Raw genomic sequence first — 17,434 nt, forward strand, 5'->3', positions numbered from 1 at the left:
CATCCTGATAGACACTACACCGCGGCGATTTGACCGTGGTATACAACAACTATTTAACCATAGATATTATTAATCATAGACATTATTAGCCACAAACATTATTGACTAATGCTCTCAGCCATCATACCAATGCTGATGGCGAAATAGTAAGAGCGGTTCCAGTGCATAAGGGTACGAAAATTATCATAAACCAGAAATGCTCGCCCTTGAACATCATCGGGAATGATCACCCAAGCCCGTAAGTCTGAGTTAACGACCTTCCCTCCGGGGATCAGCGTCACACCAAGCTGCTGCCATTGGGCCACTGTTTTAGCTTGATTATCTTTCAGACCAGCCAAGGCGACATTGAATCCTTCCGGTAGTTGCGCTTCCTGTCCCCAACCAATGCCGGGTTTCCAACCTTCAGTAGACAGATAGTTAGCAGTAGAAGCAAATACATCATCAATATTATTCCAAATATCGATTTTTCCATCGCCATCACCATCGGCACCATAAGTCAGGAAGGAACTGGGCATAAACTGGCTTTGCCCCATCGCTCCGGCCCAAGACCCTTTTAACTGCGGATCCTCAACCTTGCCTTGTTGGATAATCTGGAGTGCTGCCATCAGTTCTTGAGTAAAGAAAGCTTCTCTCCGCCCTTCAAATGCTAATGTCGACAAAGCCGAAATCACATCTTCCTTACCCTGAATCTTGCCAAAACTACTCTCCATGCCCCACAACGCAACAATGTAGCGTTCAGGTACACCGTAGCGGGCCGTCACTTGAGATAGCTTAGGCTTATAGCGCTGATAGTTTTCCTTGCCCTGCTTGATTCTGTTCGCCGTCAAGACCTTGGCCAGATAATCATCCAGTGTGACTTTCTTCTCTAATTGATTACGATCAGCTTGGATCACTCGGTCAACAAAATGAATATTGGCGAAAGCGACATTCAACGTCGCCTCACTGATCCCATTGGCTCGGGCTTGTGCTTTCAATTGCTCAACATAAGCAGGAAATCCTGCCGGATCACGCCCTTGCTGAGATAGCATCGTTGCAGTATTAGCGCTGTTTGTCGAAGCTGATTTTGCCTTAGCTTGGGGGGCAACCGCCTGGGTTTGCATGGGGGCCGCCGAATTCTTATTGGCACACCCCATCGAGATGACCGTCGCCAGTGCGACGGCAATCATGGATAATTTCATCGACGCATTCCTTGGTAAAGCAATAGCCAGTGAGGAAGCCGGGCGTTTAAAATCAGTGGGTTTCACCCAAGTGCATTTTCAACAGACTTTCCGGTGGCGGCGGGACTTGCAAATAAAAGCCCTGCTCGATAAGTGCACTTTTCACTTTCTCGATATCAGCTGTTGCCAGACTTTTGCGCTCGTTTAATGAAAGCAGCATCGCGAATTGCGGTTTGCCAAAACTGGCCAGTAACTCAGCGGGAACTCTCGAAAAATCATCTTTCGTTTCAATATATAGGTAGGTTTGATCCCGTTTCGGACTTCTATAGATAGCACAAAGCATGTTCTGGACTCTGGTTGATAAATTCAATAATAAAACTGCATAGTTAGCTTAAGATTATAACACGTCAGGCCATCTTGCAGGCCCGAGTTGTCAATAGACGGGAATTTCTATGCCTATACTGCCAGCACAGGGGTCTGGCTTATAGTATTGATACTTACCATTGTCAGCACGTCGACGTTGTAGATATTCCTGCTGCTGGCATTTAGTCTGCTTTTCAGCTTCACGCCTTGCAGACTCAGCATCTATCCGCGCTTTTTCCTCATCAAGTTGCCGTTGCCATGAATTAGCATCCGGGGCGACAGAACCCAGAGCCTTACGTTTCTCCAGATAATCGGGCGAAACCTTACTATCTTTTGGAATTTCAGCATGATAACTATAGTCAGCCCATGCAGTTACCGGGGCAGACAGAGCTGTAATGCAGATAAATGATAGTGGGATGAAATTCCTTTTCATCATTGATTTCCTTTCGATTAGAGGGGATAGAAAACGCAAATTATCACAAAATGATTATCATTCTCAATGTTAAATAACTAAAAATAGTACTCATTGGCGCAGTTTATATCGAGCACAAAAAGAGAGGCTGGGCCGTATCATTAATTATCATTTGCCGGTCTGTTTCACCAATTGACAAAGTACTGCGTGAGATTTTTCTGAAATAATATGGTGAGGTATTTCACTAAGCCGATAATAACGACATTCAACCGCCCTATTTCATCATCTTAAAAGTGATAATAATGGTCAGCGCTTACTGTATTTTATAAAAAACAACTTCAGCTGATAAAAAAATGACCACATTTGTTAGAAAATAGCGACTTTTATGGGCGGTGCTAACCCCAGATAAAACCAACCCAACTGCTGAAAAAATACTCAACTTAATCATGGTCGTGATAATAGCCAAATATAGGCAGGTCAGGGCTAGCGAATAAGCAGAAGTTATGCTGTAATTTCTTGTCAGATTGGAGTCATTGTGGCCTTAAGATTTCAATATATTGATACGGATAGATTTATTTTTATATTACCTATAACATGTTTGGTAAGATCAGAATATTGTACCCCGAATGATATTGCGGGGATTAAACGCAGCTGAAACTGAGTCAGGATAGATGTCACAATCGCCAATTGAGTTAAAAGGCAGTAGTTTTACCCTATCGGTCGTTCACTTACATGATTCTCGACCGGAGGTAATTCGTCAGGCTTTACAGGAAAAGGTAGATCAAGCACCTGCTTTCCTGAAAAACGCCCCTGTTGTGATTAACGTTGCAACGTTACCTAACGGTGCTAACTGGAAAGATCTCCAACAGGCTGTCACTTCAGCAGGTCTGCGTATTGTTGGCATCAGTGGTTGTCAGGATGAACGTCAAAAACGTGCAATAGCGCGTGCAGGCTTGCCGTTACTGAGCGAAGGTAAAGGCCAGAAAATGGCACCCGAGCCGGTTGTCAGCCCGCCAGAAAACGTTCCTACCAAGACACGAATTATCAACACGCCTGTCCGTTCCGGCCAACAGATTTATGCTCGTAATTGCGATTTGATTGTTATCAGCAGTGTCAGTGCCGGTGCTGAATTAATTGCCGACGGCAATATTCATATCTATGGAATGATGCGAGGCCGTGCGCTAGCAGGTGCATCGGGTGATGCTCAATGCCAGATTTTTTGCACGCATCTGGGTGCTGAACTAGTCTCTATCGCAGGGCAGTACTGGTTGAGTGATCAGATCCCGCGCGACTATTTTGGTCAAGCCGCGCGTTTGCATCTGCTGGATAACGCATTAACTATACAACCTTTAAATTAAGCCCTTTTGACAAGGAATCCATTTCATGGCACGCATTATTGTTGTTACATCGGGTAAAGGGGGCGTTGGCAAGACCACATCAAGCGCGGCTATCGCAACCGGCTTGGCCCAAAAAGGTAAAAAAACCGTCGTTATCGATTTCGATATCGGGCTACGGAACCTAGACTTGATTATGGGATGTGAGCGCCGGGTCGTTTACGATTTTGTTAATGTTATTCAAGGTGACGCCACGTTGAATCAGGCATTAATAAAAGATAAGCGCACAGATAATCTATATATTCTGCCCGCTTCGCAAACCCGTGATAAAGATGCTCTGACCAAAGAAGGTGTTGAAAAGATTTTAAACGATCTTGGCGACATGAATTTTGAGTTTGTTGTGTGTGACTCACCAGCGGGTATCGAAAGCGGCGCCTTGATGGCTCTGTATTTTGCTGACGAAGCGGTCATCACCACCAACCCTGAAGTTTCTTCTGTGCGTGACTCAGACCGTATCCTTGGGATTCTGTCATCGAAATCACGTCGTGCAGAAAATGGCCAGGAGCCAATTAAAGAACATCTGCTGTTGACTCGCTACAATCCAGGGCGTGTGAATCGCGGCGATATGCTTAGCATGGAAGATGTCCTCGATATCCTGAGGATCCCACTGGTTGGCGTTATTCCAGAAGATCAGTCTGTATTACGTGCCTCGAACCAAGGCGAGCCTGTGATTCTGGACAAAGAGTCAGATGCCGGTAAAGCTTATGACGATACCGTTGACCGTTTGCTAGGAGAAGAACGTCCCTTCCGCTTCATCGAAGAAGAGAAGAAGGGCTTCCTGAAACGCCTTTTTGGGGGATAAACCATGGCTTTGTTAGACTTTTTTCTGTCCCGCAAAAAACCGACAGCCAATATAGCCAAGGAACGGCTGCAAATTATCGTCGCTGAGCGTCGTCGTGGGGACAGTGAGCCCCATTATTTGCCTGACTTGAAACGCGATATTTTGGCGGTTATTTGTAAATATATTCAGATCGACCCTGAAATGCTACATGTGCAATTTGAGCAGAAAGGGGATGATATTTCGGTGCTTGAACTTAACGTGACATTACCGGAAACGGAAGAAACGCCTAAATGATTTCTTCGCAATAACTATCCCCTGTATTTATTTACAGGGGGTATTTCTCTGTTATTTACTGTATATATATCCAGCTCAAACTTCTCTATAAATATATCGCCAGCAAAACAAGAAAATTCTTAACCCCTATTTCAATTGTCCATCAACGGGCTATAAATTTAAACTGAAACATTCAGAGCGAAGTCTCCTCCCCTCTGAATATCGATTAATACTGTTGTAAAATCTCGGTTAATTCCACAGACAATAAATCCCCACGCCAGCCACTTAATAATTCTGGTTGAGTGTCCGTTGATTTCAGTTTCCAGTGCCAACTGAGTAATTGGTTTATTTGACGACGTGATGCCAATAGCTCACTGCTGAGTCCACTACGTTCACTGACTGCGAGAATAAGCGCTTTAATATCTTTAAAGACTTTCTTGTAACCGGGCTGATCAATCAAATTAATCACCGGTGGTGGCAGTTGGTCTTCAGGGACGGCATTGCCCTCGACCACCAGCGCCAGCAACGTGCGCCCATGATAACGGATCTCCTGACCACTCAACCCCAGAGAATCCAGCTCTCCCAGTGAGGTTGGCTGATAGCGGGCAACTTGCCACAGATTTTCTTCTCGCACCACGAAGTTCACCGCCAGGTCACGCTCACGCGCTTGACGCAAACGCCATGCAGCCAGCTTTTGCAAACAGGCCAACTGGTGACCACGTAACTGCCAGGCGTTGGTGATTTCGCGGTATGCTAGTTCCGGTTCCAATGTTTCACTGCGGCGTCGACACAGCAGCTGACATTCATCAATAGCCGCATCCATACGCCCGGCAGCCTCGGTCGCTTCAACCAGCTTGGTGGCCAAAGGCAGCAGATAAAACACATCCGCAGCCGCATAATCACACTGTTTTTCACTCAGTGGGCGGGCAATCCAATCCGTGCGAGATTCGCTTTTATCTAACTCAATACCTTCGAACTCATTCACCAACATGGCAAAGCCACAAGAGAGCGAGCGCCCGGAGAATGCAGCCAATACCTGAGTATCAATCATCGGCGTCGGCATCAGACCAAAAGCATTGAGGAATACTTCAAGATCTTCACTACCGGCATGCAGATACTTCACCACATCCAAATCTTGCAGCAGTTCGCGGAAAGGTTGCCATTCAGTAATAGGTAAAGGGTCGATCAGTGAAAGTTGTTCACCGTCATACAGTTGAATCAGGCCCAACTGCGGATAGTAAGTGCGCGTTCTGACAAACTCTGTATCCAGCGCGACATGGGCATGTTTTCGGGCGAGCTCGCAGACCTGCTGCAACGCACTGTCGGTCGTGATCAACTGATAATTCAAAACGTCATTCTCTTGGTCGTTATACCCGTTATCGTGCAACTGGATATAGTCTATGGCAAACACAACAACGCCGGTGATGACCGGCGTTGTTGATGATGATTGGGTGACTCCGTTACGCTAAGCTGCGTTTTGCTCGCTAGCGTTAGCCTTAACCTGTTCGTCACGCAGTTCCCTTCGTAAGATTTTACCGACATTAGATTTCGGCAATTCATCACGAAACTCTACTATTTTCGGTACTTTATACCCTGTAAGGTAGCGGCGGCAATGGGTTAACAGCTCTTCAGGCGTCAATGAAGCATCTTTTTTCACTACAAACAATTTTACCGTCTCGCCGGAGACCTCATTAGGCACCCCAACAGCGGCCGACTCCAGCACTTTTGGGTGTAACGCGACCACATCTTCAATCTCATTGGGGTAGACGTTAAAACCAGAAACTAGAATCATATCTTTCTTACGGTCCACAATTCGCAAGAAACCTTGTTCATCGAGGGTCGCAACATCGCCGGTTGCCAGCCACCCATCTTTTAACACTTCATCGGTCGCATCGGGCCGCTGCCAATAGCCTAACATAACTTGTGGGCCACGCACCCATAGTTCGCCCGGTTCACCGAACACGGTGACATCGTTACCTTCATCATCAACCAGCCGCACATCCGTAGAGGGGACGGGCAAACCAATGCTGCCACTGTAATGCTTCAAGTCGTAAGGGTTACCTGTGACCAGCGGCGAACATTCCGTTAAACCGTAGCCTTCTAATAAGTGTTTACCGGTCAGTTTTTCCCACTTTTCAGCCACCGCCTTCTGTACTGGCATGCCGCCACCCACTGAAAGCCGTAATGTCGAAAAGTCTAATTTGGTAAACTCTTCATTATTTAACAGCGCATTAAATAATGTATTCACGCCGGTCATGGCGGTGAATGGATAGCGGCTAAGCTCTTTCACCATACCCGGAATATCACGCGGGTTGGTGATTAATAAACTGCGCCCGCCTAACTCGATAAACAGTAAGCAGTTCATGGTCAAAGCAAAGATATGGTAGAGCGGCAGTGCCGTTACCACCAATTCATGGCCCGGTTGCAGTAATGGCGCGTAGGCCGCCTTCGCCTGCTCCAGATTCGACTGCATATTGCGGTGAGTCAGCATCGCGCCTTTCGCCACGCCGGTCGTTCCGCCGGTATACTGCAAGAATGCCATATCCGTATTGATGACATCCGGCTTCACATATTGCATGCGACGGCCTTTCTGCAGAGCGGTGCGGAATGAAATGGCATCCGGCAAATAGTACTTCGGCACCAGTCGCTTGATGTATTTCACGACAAAATTCACCAGCGTTCCTTTGGCCGTCGACAGTTGATCCCCCATGCGCGTCAAAATGACGTGCTTGACCTGGGTTTTGAAAACGATTTTTTCCAGTGTGTGAGCAAAGTTGGAGACAATAACAATGGCGGCAGCGCCGCTATCATTCAACTGATGCTCCAGCTCGCGCGGGGTATACAGTGGGTTAACATTCACCACCACCATACCGGCGCGCAAAATACCAAACAAGGCGATAGGATATTGCAGCAGATTAGGCATCATCAAGGCAACGCGGTCGCCTTTTTGTAGCCCTAGACCTTGTTGCAAATAGGCGGCAAAAGCACGGCTACGCTCTTCCAGCTTACGGAAGGTCATCACCTCCCCCATATTGATGAACGCAGGTTGGTCCGCATAACGCAATGCCGCGTTCTCAAACATTTCCACCAAAGAAGAATAGCGGTCCGGGTCAATCTCTGCGGGGACATCTGCCGGATAACGCTTTAGCCATACTTTTTCCAAGGTAGCACTCCTGAAATTATTATTGATCGCCAGGGTAAGACTCAAACTCACACCAGAACTTTAACAATATTTTAACTCAGCTTACCAGTTTGCTTTTAAACAATTTTGAAGTTGAGAAGTACATCACTAATTCTTTTCATGCATCCCAGCAAAAAAACCAGGCAGCCAGCACCCTCTCATTAATACAATTAAAATCAATATGTTACATAAATTCATATTTATGGCAACCATAACCTATTGATTATACATCGTTTTGACTCATTCTTAATCTAAAGCTTGGGTGAGAATGATTATCTGGTGATCATTGATATAAATTGGTTGAATAGCACCAGCAGCTTTTGCCCTTTAGCTAATGAGCCTTATACAGGGCTTCATTGCGATTAAGCTGTCACCGTAATGTTAACAAGTAGATACCATGACCCTATATCGTATTGAGTTTGGCCAAAAACAAGATTTACCTTTTCTGGCAAGCATTGAGTAACAGGCCGCCGGACTTTTCTCCAAGCACTGACTGCCGATAGAGCCAATTCTCACGTCTTTGGGGGGCTGGTAGTGGGTGGGATTGATGCCACAAAGGATAAAAAAATCACGACTTTTTCAGCGAAAGGTTTAAACCAATAAAAAAGGGTGCCGATTACTCGACACCCTGCTCTATTATGTTCTTAGCCAAGATAAATCAACAACTTGCTAGCCGTTACTCGTCGCGCTATTCAGTCACAATAGTCTGAATTTGCGCCGGTCCGGTATCGTACCAGCCCCATGGCCCCCACATTCCGGGGTTGCGATAGCCCCAAGGCCCCATGGCTGGCGGCATCATCACTTGTTGTGCCAGATGCCAACGCTTGTAACCCGTAGCATCAACCACCACAAAATCGTACGGTGTCATGCCAATTTTACCCGCCTCGACACCGGTAATCGGGCCGACGACGGTTACAAGATGCCCACGAAAATCGACAGGCTCAAGGAAACCATTCACATAAGCAATCACTCGCCCCTGCGAAGGTTCACCCAAAATAGGTCTGGCACCAGAATCCAACGGCACGCTGGCAATTTCTAGCCGAGTGCGGCTCGGTTCGTTGGTCACACTAATAACTGTGCCGCCAAAACGCGCTTCCTGACCGACAAATACCTGCGGTGATGTTCTGACCAAATTAAGATTTTGCTGCGGTGTCGCTGTAGTCCCCTGAATCGCTGGTGGCACCGTGACACAACCGGAAAGCAGTAGCGCGCCCAACCCCAGCCAACCACACATCCATTTACGGCTTCTATTCTGTCTAGATTGAGTTATTGTCATCGTTTGCTACTCCTTATTATTTCTTTGCTATCCTGACATTTTAGACTCTAATCACGATAGCAAGTTGCTAAGTTCTAGCGGCCCGGTAGTTTTTTCCACGTCACTTCATTACGCAGATAGACTGGCTCAGCATGTTCAACACTGACAATCTGCCCGCTAGCCCATGACGATAAAGCCAATGGCAACATATCTTCGGCGTGCGGCAAGATAATTTGCCCGTCAACCAGCACCACATTGCTGCCGTTAATCATATCGGGATAAGTCTGCCAGCCAGTACCCACTGTAGCCCAATGGCCACTCAGTGACTGGGCCTGTAACAATGCTTGCGCCGGAGTCATTACCGCCTCGCTGCCCTCGCCAAGCCACTGCCCTTGCGCATCGCGCTCAAACTCGCCCCAATAGACCTCCCCCATCCGCGCATCAATTGCCGCCAATACTCGAGATGCCCCGGTCAGACGAAATGCGCCCTGAGCCATGGTTTGCAAGGTAGAAACACCGATCATCGGCAAATCAGCGCCTAATGCCAGCCCCTGACCAATACCAATACCAATGCGCACACCGGTAAAGCTCCCCGGGCCGCGGCCAAAAGCCAGGGCATCGAGTTGTTGCAGTGTCAGGCCCGACTCAGCCAAAACTTGCTGCACCATCGGTAAGATTCGTTGGGTGTGTTCCCGTGGGCACAGTTCAAATAAAGCCTGAACTTCGCCGTTATTCCAGAGTGCGACAGAACAAGCTTCTGTTGCGGTATCGATCGCTAAAATTCGCGTGGACATGCCAACCTCGGCAGGAAAAGAGTATGAATTCAACACAGGGCGCGCATGATAGCACACCCCTCCTCGCTTTTCCCTCAATCGCGCTGTTTGAGAAAAGCGATGGCTTTCGCCAGATCGCGGGTACGTGGTGCGGGCGGCAGGCTATTAAGGAACATCGCGCCATACGGGCGCATCACTAGCCGGTTATCGCAGATGACCAGCACCCCGCGATCGTCAATATCACGAATCAGACGCCCCACCCCTTGTTTTAGGGTAATGACGGCATCAGGTAATTGCACATCGTTAAAGGGATCACCACCGCGCAGACGGCAATCTTCAATGCGCGCTTTCAGTAACGGATCGTCTGGAGAGGTGAACGGCAGTTTATCGATAATAACGCAAGAGAGTGCATCACCGCGCACATCGACACCTTCCCAGAAACTGCTGGTAGCCACGAGTAGCGCATTGCCCGCCGCCACAAACTGTGACAGCAACTGCCCCTTGCTGGTTTCCCCTTGAACCAAGACCGGCAAAGTCATGCTGGCGCGAAACTCTTCTGCCAAGCCGCGCATCATCTGGTGCGAGGTACAGAGGAAAAAACAGCGCCCTTGGTTCGCATCAATCAGTGGTTTTAACATCACGGCTAATTTGCGCGCCGCGCCGGGTTCATTTGCCGAGGGTAGATTACGTGGCACACACAACAATGCCTGATTAGCGTAGTCAAACGGGCTGTGCAGCAGCAGTGTTTTGGCGTGAGTCAGCCCCAGTCGCGAGGTAAAATGTGACAGTTGGTCATTAACTGATAAGGTGGCGGAGGTAAAGATCCAGGTTCCCGGCTTTTCTTCAATTAATTCACGAAAACGGTCAGAAACCGAAAGTGGCGTGAGTGCCAATACAAAATGGCGTGAATTACACTCATACCAATAGCTGTAACCCGGGGTGTTGACATCCTTTAAGCGTTTGAGGCGGTTACGATACACCGTCGCCCGCTCAAAAGCCGCATCAAGCATCGCCGAGCGCCCCAGTGACAGCTTCATCACGTCGTAGCAAAGCTCCAGAGCATCATCGAGCAATAACAGCGCCCGCTGGATGGCAGGTTGCTCCATAACATCGCGTAAGTTGCCGCGATAGCCAGGATCGCCAAGCACTAAACGAAAATCTTGGGTACTTTGTGTCAACCGATCGGCACTTTTTTGCAACTGTGCGGCATCACGAACTTCGGTGCGATAAGCAATAATGATGTCTTTCGCCAGATCCATCAGCTGTCGGCTGGTCAGTTGCTGGCCAAAATATTGGCTGGCAATATCGGGGATCTGATGGGCTTCATCGAAAATCATCACATCGGCAGTGGGGATTAATTCAGCAAATCCGCTCTCTTTCACCACCATATCGGCCAAAAACAGATGATGGTTAACCACCACCACATCAGCATCCATTGCCTTGCGGCGCGCCTTTACGACAAAACAATCTTTATACAGCGGGCAATCACTGCCCAGACAGTTATCATTGGTGCTGGTCACCAACGGCCAGACAAAACTATCCTCTGCCACCTGACCGCAGGTGCTGATATCACCATCAACGGTTTCAGCTGACCAACCGCGCAAGCGAACCAAGTCGACCAGAGTCTCACTCGCCAACTCGCCCCCCGCCAGTGATTGCTGTTCAAGCCGCTCCAGACAAAGGTAATTGGAGCGCCCCTTGAGTAAGGCCAGCTTCCCTTTGTATTTTAAGGCTGTTGCAACAGTGGGCAGGTCACGGGAATAGAGCTGGTCCTGTAATGCCTTGGAGCCGGTCGAGATAATTACTTTGCAGTCAGCCCGTAAAGCGGGTGCCAAATAAGCAAATGTTTTACCGGTCCCGGTGCCAGCCTCTACCACCAATTGCTGTTTGGCAGCAATAGACTCACTGATTGCCGCAGCCATCTGGCGCTGGGATTCGCGGGGATTAAAACCTGTAATGGCCTGCGCTAATGCGCCGTCTGTTGCAAAATCGTCTGTCACGCTTTCTCTTCCGAGTGAAATCAGCGCTGATTATGCCAAGCCTCACGTCCCGCGACCACACATTCTCGCCGTAAGCTATGTTACTCTAGCGGCGAAACTGACATTGACATTCACACAAGGGAGTGAAAATGAGTATTGAGCGAATTAATCCAGAGAAGCGTTGGTCCGACGCAGTGGTATTCAACAACACAATTTATTATACCAGCGTACCGGAAAATCTGGATGCAGACGCCACGGCCCAGACCGCGAATACACTGGCAGCAATTGATATCATGCTGCATCAGCTCGGTTCTGATAAAAGCCGGATTTTGGATGCCACCATATTTCTGGCCGATAAAGCAGATTTCGCTGCAATGAATGCCGCCTGGGATGCCTGGGTTGTCGATGGCAATGCCCCGGTGCGCTGCACTGTCGAGGCCAAGTTGATGAATCCAAACTATAAAGTTGAAATCAAAATCATTGCGGCGCTGTAGTTATAAGAACGTTATTTATGGCCCAAAAATGATAAGGGTAGCCAAATGGCTACCCTAGTTTGCTGTGCTGAATACTGTTTATATCCGCAGCCACTGGTGTTGCCACCAAGGGCTACAGGGGATCAGGACAGTTTGATCATCACCATCCCCGCCAGTAGTAAAATCAGGCCAATCCAGCCTTTGTAATTCAGGCGTTGGTTGAATAAAATCCAACCGGCGGCCACAGTCGCGGCGATACCAAACCCGCCCCACAGCGCATAAGCCACTGATAATTCGATGCCTTTAACTGCCTGAGCCAAAGCGCTGAATGCTCCTAATACTGACAGTAACGACAGGATACCCAACCATACACGGCGAAAACCGTCTGACATCTTCAGCAAGATATTGGCAATAATTTCTAGAATGACGGCCAATATCAGAAAAGCAATATGATAAAACTCAAGCTGTTGCATGATGCTCACCTGACTGGGTACTTATCTTGCCACTGCCTGGTTTCTTCGGCTTACGGGTCCCCGATTTCACTAACATAATGCCGCCGACTAAGGTAACTAAACCGGCGATTTTCAGTGGAGATAAACTTTCATCAAACCACAGCACACTGAAGACCGTAATAATCAGGATGCCGATCCCTTCCCACAATGCATACGCGACACCTAAAGCCACTTTTTTAACAGCCAGCGCCAGCAGAATGTAAGAACCGGTAATCATAAAATACATCACAATGTGCCCGGTCATCTCACCACTGACACTCGCGTATTTCATTGATAAAGTGCCGATAATTTCAGCAACAATCGCTAAACCTAAAAATATCCAATAAATCATGATTCTTCTCCTAACATCCATAAACGCACGCTAAGGTCTATTTGTTACGGTTTCCAATTCACTTGATATATCCCCACAGGCTTTGGCGGTGCGGGTCGGCAGCAAGCGAACTTATCCCGATGAGCTTACTCTGGTAAGTGATTCGGGTGAGTGAACGTAGCTAACATCCCTGTGACGTCAAAGACGAAGGGCATGCGCAGACCGTAAGAAATAGAAACTCACTTGGCGTATAAACTTTTATACCTTAAATAATTCGAGTTGCAGCAAGGCGGCAGGGAAGATAATCCCGATGAACTTACATAAGTAAGTGACTCGGATTATTGAACGCAGCCAACGCATATGCAGCTTGAAATATGACCGGTATGTTTAAAGCGGAAGAAGAAAGACGCTATAGCTCGCTGCACCAGTGATGCTCACTGGCCAGAATGGCTGACAGGAAGAGTTGGCATGTAGAGTGTTTGAAAGTAATTCCATTAATTTTGATCATAATATATCTCTTTTTTTTAGCCACACCTGCTTTAGCCACATACTTGTTTGCTAAACCTAGTGTGATTCGCCTAAAACCCTCATCAAATTGGAATAATTAACTGCTGTATTTTTACCACAGTCAATTTTATAAATCAAACCATCCATTTGATAAATTGTTTAAAAAAAGAGATTAAAAAATAATAAGTTAGTAAATCCAAAAAAACAAAACCCCTGCATTGCAGAGGTTTTATATTGGGCGATAATCCGCGCTTCTCCCATCAGTTCAGGGAGTTAGAGTAGCTTATGCTGTAGCGCCCGCCACAGCTTGTTTCGCTAATTCAGTAATACGAGCGTAATCACCTTTTTCCAGCGCGTCAGCAGGAACCAACCATGAGCCGCCGATGCACAATACGCTCTTCAGCGCCAGATAATCGCGGTAGTTGTTTGGTGTAATCCCCCCGGTTGGGCAGAAGCGCACTTGTGAGAATGGGCCGCCAATCGCTTGTAATGCTTTAACGCCGCCGTTAGCTTCCGCCGGGAAGAATTTAAACTCACGCAGGCCATAGCTCATGCCGAGCATCAGTTCTGAAACTGTGCTGATCCCTGGGATCAATGGAATAGAGCCTGCTGTCGCAGCTTTAAGCAGTTCATCAGTCAGCCCAGGGCTAATAGCGAATTGCGCGCCAGCCTCAACAACTTCAGCCAACTGCTGTGGATTAAGCACGGTACCCGCGCCAATAATGGCTTCAGGGACTTCTTTGGCAATGGCACGGATAGCCTCAACAGCACAAGGGGTGCGCAACGTCACTTCCAGCACCCGAACACCACCAGCCACTAAGGCTTTTGCCAGCGGTACCGCTTGCTCGAGCTTATTAATCACAATCACCGGGACAACTGGGCCTGCAGTCAAAACCTGTTCTGCGCTCGTTTTCCAGCTTTTCATCAGTTGTTATCTCCACTTATGCCGATTGGCATGTACTCACCCGAAGGTGTCAGTTGAAATATGGCTGGCAGAATACTCAGCTTTTCGCCAACCATAAAGAATCATGATGCGAGCCTGCTAACAGCTCTTTATTATTTACCGGCTTCCTGCCTCTAGCTGCCCGCCGATCTCCTTGGCGGAGATGCGCCGCCAAAACCTGCTCTGGCAGCGCGTGCAACAATTAATCTTCGCAGATGAACAAGTTACTCGAACTCATTCCATGAGCGGCCATCACGGGTGATCATGGCAACAGAAGCTACCGGCCCCCATGTACCTGATTGATAAGGTTTTGGTGCCTCATTATCAGCAGCCCATGCTTCCATAATGGAATCAACCCACTTCCAGGCTTCTTCAACCTCATCACGGCGCACAAACAGTGCCTGAATACCCCGCATGGTCTCCAGTAACAGACGTTCGTAGGCATCAGCAATATGCTGCTCGTTAAAGGTTTTAGAGAAACTGAGGTCAAGCTTGGTCGTTTGTAGGCGGTGCTTGTGCTCCAGACCTGGGACTTTATTCAACACTTCAATTTCAATACCTTCATCTGGTTGCAGACGAATGGTCAGCTTGTTTTGTGGCAATTGCTGGTAGGATTCACGGAACAGGTTCAGCGCCGGATTTTTAAAGTACACCACCACTTCAGAGCATTTGCTTGGCAGGCGTTTACCGGTTCTTAAATAGAACGGCACCCCAGCCCAACGCCAGTCATCAATATCCACCCGGATAGAAACGAAGGTTTCGGTATTGCTGCTCTTATTCGCCCCTTCCTCTTCCAGATAGCCCGGGACTTTATTGCCCTGAACAAATCCAGCCGTGTACTGACCACGCACAGTGGTTTCACGCACATTGGTGTGATCGATACGGCGCAGCGAGCGCAGCACTTTCACTTTCTCATCACGGATACGGTCGGTGCTCAAGTCTGCTGGTGGCGACATCGCAATCATGGTCAGGATTTGCAGCAAGTGGTTTTGGATCATGTCGCGCATTTGGCCGGCCTGATCAAAATAGCCCCAACGCCCTTCAATACCCACTTCTTCCGCCACGGTAATTTGCACGTGGTCAATGGTGCGATTATCCCAGTTGGAGGCAAACAGAGAGTTAGCAAAACGTAATGCCAACAGGTTCAGTACCGTCTCTTTACCTAAGTAGTGGTCGATACGGTAAACCTGACACTCATTGAAATATTCCGCGACTTGATCGTTGATGACCCGCGAAGAGGCCAAATCTTTCCCCAGCGGTTTCTCCATCACCACCCGGCTAGGCTCTTTATTCAGCCCTGCTTCGCCCAATCCTTTGCAAATAGCACCAAAGGTATTAGGTGGCATGGCGAAGTAGTTGATGGTGGTGCGATTTTTTTGATCCAGCATTTTGCCCAACTTGGCAAAATGTTTGCTGTCGTTTACGTCCAGATTACAGAAGTCGAGACGAGAACTGAGCTTTTGCCACAATTCATCATCCAGCTTCTCTTTCATAAAGGTATCGAGGGCTTCCTTTACCACGGCTGTGTACGCGTCTTTATCCCAGTCGGCACGGCCTACGCCGATAATCCGAGTTTCAGGGTGGATGTGACCCGCTTTCTCTAATTGGTAAAGGGAAGGCAACAGTTTACGGCGAGCCAAGTCTCCCTTAGCGCCGAAAATCACCAGATCACACGCCTGGGCTGCCTGGGCTGTATTAGTTACCGCCATGTTATTCTCCTCGTTGCAGGATATTTGTAATTTTCTTACATTACTAATGTACTCTCTTTGACTATAGCCAGTAAACCCAGATAAAAGTGGTCCAAAAAAGGTTAAATAACACTCTATAGAACCGCAGGCCGCGTCAAATCAGGCCGCGTAACTTTAAAATGTAATTTTATGACGTTTTTGACAACTATTTACCATTATGAAAATTAGACACAGGTCATATTCTGGTGAAAAAGTGTGACTTCCAACCAGATGCCACTGCCAACGGGTCCCAGCACGTAGTATATTTTCATTAAACCGGCATAGATTTCTCCTTTAAATGAAATCGGTAAAACCCATGGGTGACTCTCGTTATATGAATACGCTGGAAAATATCCAAAATAATCTGGACCTCCTGAGCAAATCGGAAAGGAAAGTCGCCGAGGTGATCCTGGCCTCCCCACAAACTGCCATTCACTCAAGTATCGCCACCCTCGCCAAAATGGCGAACGTCAGCGAGCCCACGGTAAACCGTTTTTGCCGTCGATTAGACACCAAAGGTTTTCCTGATTTTAAACTTCATTTGGCACAAAGTCTGGCTAATGGCACACCTTATGTGAATCGAAATGTCGAAGAGGATGATAGTGTATCCGCTTACACTGGAAAAATTTTCGAATCGACCATGGCTAGTCTGGATATGGTGAAGAATAATTTAGATATTGCCGCGATAAATCGAGCAGTTGATTTATTGACCCAAGCGAAGAAGATTTCGTTCTTCGGCCTTGGTGCGTCTGCCGCCGTAGCCCATGACGCGATGAATAAATTCTTCCGCTTCAATATCCCAGTTATTTATTTCGATGACATCGTTATGCAACGTATGAGTTGTATGAATTCCAGTGAAGGCGATGTCGTGGTATTGATATCTCACACGGGGCGAACAAAAAGCCTGGTAGAACTGGCTCATTTAGCCCGTGAAAACGATGCCACAGTGATTGCGATTACCTCACGCGATACTCCTCTGGCCAGCGAAGCAACATTGCCGCTGCTGTTGGATGTGCCGGAAGATACCGATGTCTATATGCCCATGGTGTCGCGCATTGCCCAATTGACATTAATTGATGTGTTAGCCACCGGCTTTACGTTACGCCGAGGGGCAAAATTTAGAGATAATCTGAAGCGAGTCAAAGACGCCTTGAAAGAATCTCGCTTTGATAAAGGTTCACCTCCGGTTAATAGTGGCGAATAATGTGAGAGAATGAATTGTATCAAAAAGTAAATGACATCAGTGACCGAAGTCGCTTTGTTTTGTGTTAGCGCATCTTCTGAGACGAAAAATTGACGTATTATTGAAAAATAATGCTCTTGATGACTCAAATATTTATTGAGCCAATAAGTGGTAAATAGCTCGCTTTTGTAATGTTGTCATTGATGTGCCG

17 protein-coding genes are annotated in these 17,434 nt (G+C 47.6%); 5 read left to right on the forward strand and 12 right to left on the reverse strand.

Annotation, left to right across the window (positions count from 1 at the left end; translation table 11 throughout):
- Positions 1 to 98: 98 nt before the first annotated feature.
- From N0H69_RS15050 to N0H69_RS15060, 3 genes are all read right to left on the reverse strand, one after another.
- Entirely contained in the window at positions 99 to 1,178 is a 1,080-nt protein-coding gene (locus N0H69_RS15050; RefSeq protein WP_050151734.1) for a lytic murein transglycosylase, read from the reverse strand.
- A 52-nt stretch (positions 1,179 to 1,230) separates the two neighbouring features.
- Positions 1,231 to 1,500: a YcgL domain-containing protein gene (locus tag N0H69_RS15055; RefSeq protein ID WP_050107237.1), complete on the reverse strand. Its 270-nt coding sequence runs from the start codon at positions 1,498 to 1,500 to the stop codon at positions 1,231 to 1,233.
- A gap of 90 nt (positions 1,501 to 1,590) precedes the next feature.
- Complete coding sequence (locus N0H69_RS15060) at positions 1,591 to 1,953, reverse strand: hypothetical protein (RefSeq protein ID WP_050151733.1); 363 nt, start codon at positions 1,951 to 1,953, stop codon at positions 1,591 to 1,593.
- Between the two features lie 650 nt (positions 1,954 to 2,603).
- Between N0H69_RS15060 and minC the strand changes: the two genes are divergently transcribed.
- The 3 genes from minC to minE are packed head-to-tail and all read left to right on the forward strand — an operon-like array spanning position 2,604 to position 4,401.
- The gene (gene minC, locus N0H69_RS15065; protein ID WP_050107239.1) at positions 2,604 to 3,290 is read left to right on the forward strand and encodes a septum site-determining protein MinC; all 687 of its coding nucleotides are present in this window, start codon (positions 2,604 to 2,606) and stop codon (positions 3,288 to 3,290) included.
- Between the two features lie 25 nt (positions 3,291 to 3,315).
- Positions 3,316 to 4,128: a septum site-determining protein MinD gene (minD, locus tag N0H69_RS15070; RefSeq protein ID WP_050101166.1), complete on the forward strand. Its 813-nt coding sequence runs from the start codon at positions 3,316 to 3,318 to the stop codon at positions 4,126 to 4,128.
- Positions 4,129 to 4,131: 3 nt separating this feature from the next.
- A complete protein-coding gene (minE, locus tag N0H69_RS15075) occupies positions 4,132 to 4,401 on the forward strand; it encodes a cell division topological specificity factor MinE (protein ID WP_002211180.1) in 270 nt (89 codons plus the stop codon).
- A gap of 205 nt (positions 4,402 to 4,606) precedes the next feature.
- Here minE and rnd read toward each other — a convergent pair whose 3' ends face one another.
- From rnd to yoaA, 5 genes are all read right to left on the reverse strand, one after another.
- Positions 4,607 to 5,728: a ribonuclease D gene (gene rnd, locus N0H69_RS15080; protein WP_050107498.1), complete on the reverse strand. Its 1,122-nt coding sequence runs from the start codon at positions 5,726 to 5,728 to the stop codon at positions 4,607 to 4,609.
- A 117-nt stretch (positions 5,729 to 5,845) separates the two neighbouring features.
- A complete protein-coding gene (gene fadD / locus N0H69_RS15085) occupies positions 5,846 to 7,543 on the reverse strand; it encodes a long-chain-fatty-acid--CoA ligase FadD (RefSeq protein ID WP_050107240.1) in 1,698 nt (565 codons plus the stop codon).
- Between the two features lie 706 nt (positions 7,544 to 8,249).
- Positions 8,250 to 8,837: a Slp family lipoprotein gene (locus N0H69_RS15090; protein WP_050151732.1), complete on the reverse strand. Its 588-nt coding sequence runs from the start codon at positions 8,835 to 8,837 to the stop codon at positions 8,250 to 8,252.
- A 74-nt stretch (positions 8,838 to 8,911) separates the two neighbouring features.
- The gene (gene tsaB / locus N0H69_RS15095; protein ID WP_050122222.1) at positions 8,912 to 9,610 is read right to left on the reverse strand and encodes a tRNA (adenosine(37)-N6)-threonylcarbamoyltransferase complex dimerization subunit type 1 TsaB; all 699 of its coding nucleotides are present in this window, start codon (positions 9,608 to 9,610) and stop codon (positions 8,912 to 8,914) included.
- A 74-nt stretch (positions 9,611 to 9,684) separates the two neighbouring features.
- A complete protein-coding gene (gene yoaA / locus N0H69_RS15100) occupies positions 9,685 to 11,589 on the reverse strand; it encodes a DNA repair helicase YoaA (protein ID WP_050133987.1) in 1,905 nt (634 codons plus the stop codon).
- Between the two features lie 128 nt (positions 11,590 to 11,717).
- Here yoaA and N0H69_RS15105 point away from each other — a divergent pair, with 128 nt between their 5' ends.
- Positions 11,718 to 12,062: a RidA family protein gene (locus tag N0H69_RS15105; RefSeq protein WP_050107243.1), complete on the forward strand. Its 345-nt coding sequence runs from the start codon at positions 11,718 to 11,720 to the stop codon at positions 12,060 to 12,062.
- A 122-nt stretch (positions 12,063 to 12,184) separates the two neighbouring features.
- Here the strand turns inward: N0H69_RS15105 and mdtI are convergent, their stop codons facing one another.
- From mdtI to zwf, 4 genes are all read right to left on the reverse strand, one after another.
- Positions 12,185 to 12,514 carry a multidrug/spermidine efflux SMR transporter subunit MdtI gene (mdtI, locus tag N0H69_RS15110; RefSeq protein WP_005163022.1) on the reverse strand — a complete coding sequence of 110 codons (330 nt, stop codon included), beginning with the start codon at positions 12,512 to 12,514 and terminating at the stop codon, positions 12,185 to 12,187.
- The gene (mdtJ, locus tag N0H69_RS15115; protein WP_050107244.1) at positions 12,501 to 12,884 is read right to left on the reverse strand and encodes a multidrug/spermidine efflux SMR transporter subunit MdtJ; all 384 of its coding nucleotides are present in this window, start codon (positions 12,882 to 12,884) and stop codon (positions 12,501 to 12,503) included. Before mdtJ ends, mdtI begins: the two co-directional genes overlap by 14 nt.
- A 769-nt stretch (positions 12,885 to 13,653) precedes the next feature.
- A complete protein-coding gene (locus N0H69_RS15120; RefSeq protein ID WP_004708500.1) occupies positions 13,654 to 14,295 on the reverse strand; it encodes a bifunctional 4-hydroxy-2-oxoglutarate aldolase/2-dehydro-3-deoxy-phosphogluconate aldolase in 642 nt (213 codons plus the stop codon).
- A 242-nt stretch (positions 14,296 to 14,537) separates the two neighbouring features.
- Complete coding sequence (gene zwf / locus N0H69_RS15125; RefSeq protein ID WP_050107245.1) at positions 14,538 to 16,022, reverse strand: glucose-6-phosphate dehydrogenase; 1,485 nt, start codon at positions 16,020 to 16,022, stop codon at positions 14,538 to 14,540.
- 352 nt (positions 16,023 to 16,374) lie between these two features.
- On the opposite strand from zwf, the gene N0H69_RS15130 reads away from it, so the two are divergent.
- Positions 16,375 to 17,244 (forward strand): MurR/RpiR family transcriptional regulator, encoded by an 870-nt coding sequence (locus N0H69_RS15130; protein ID WP_050107502.1) that lies wholly within the window; start codon positions 16,375 to 16,377, stop codon positions 17,242 to 17,244.
- Positions 17,245 to 17,434: the final 190 nt, after the last annotated feature.

The organism is Yersinia alsatica (genome assembly GCF_025133195.1).
GTDB classification, from domain to species: Bacteria; Pseudomonadota; Gammaproteobacteria; order Enterobacterales; family Enterobacteriaceae; genus Yersinia; species Yersinia alsatica.

Bases quoted from the DNA above. Each gene is read 5' to 3' on its own strand.
- N0H69_RS15050 (WP_050151734.1), bottom strand. From the start codon at position 1,178: ATGAAATTATCCATGATTGCCGTCGCACTGGCGACGGTCATCTCGATG.
- N0H69_RS15055 (WP_050107237.1), bottom strand. From the start codon at position 1,500: ATGCTTTGTGCTATCTATAGAAGTCCGAAACGGGATCAAACCTACCTA.
- N0H69_RS15060 (WP_050151733.1), bottom strand. From the start codon at position 1,953: ATGAAAAGGAATTTCATCCCACTATCATTTATCTGCATTACAGCTCTG.
- minC (WP_050107239.1), top strand. From the start codon at position 2,604: ATGTCACAATCGCCAATTGAGTTAAAAGGCAGTAGTTTTACCCTATCG.
- minD (WP_050101166.1), top strand. From the start codon at position 3,316: ATGGCACGCATTATTGTTGTTACATCGGGTAAAGGGGGCGTTGGCAAG.
- minE (WP_002211180.1), top strand. From the start codon at position 4,132: ATGGCTTTGTTAGACTTTTTTCTGTCCCGCAAAAAACCGACAGCCAAT.
- N0H69_RS15090 (WP_050151732.1), bottom strand. From the start codon at position 8,837: ATGACAATAACTCAATCTAGACAGAATAGAAGCCGTAAATGGATGTGT.
- tsaB (WP_050122222.1), bottom strand. From the start codon at position 9,610: ATGTCCACGCGAATTTTAGCGATCGATACCGCAACAGAAGCTTGTTCT.
- N0H69_RS15105 (WP_050107243.1), top strand. From the start codon at position 11,718: ATGAGTATTGAGCGAATTAATCCAGAGAAGCGTTGGTCCGACGCAGTG.
- mdtI (WP_005163022.1), bottom strand. From the start codon at position 12,514: ATGCAACAGCTTGAGTTTTATCATATTGCTTTTCTGATATTGGCCGTC.
- mdtJ (WP_050107244.1), bottom strand. From the start codon at position 12,884: ATGATTTATTGGATATTTTTAGGTTTAGCGATTGTTGCTGAAATTATC.
- N0H69_RS15120 (WP_004708500.1), bottom strand. From the start codon at position 14,295: ATGAAAAGCTGGAAAACGAGCGCAGAACAGGTTTTGACTGCAGGCCCA.
- zwf (WP_050107245.1), bottom strand. From the start codon at position 16,022: ATGGCGGTAACTAATACAGCCCAGGCAGCCCAGGCGTGTGATCTGGTG.
- N0H69_RS15130 (WP_050107502.1), top strand. From the start codon at position 16,375: ATGAATACGCTGGAAAATATCCAAAATAATCTGGACCTCCTGAGCAAA.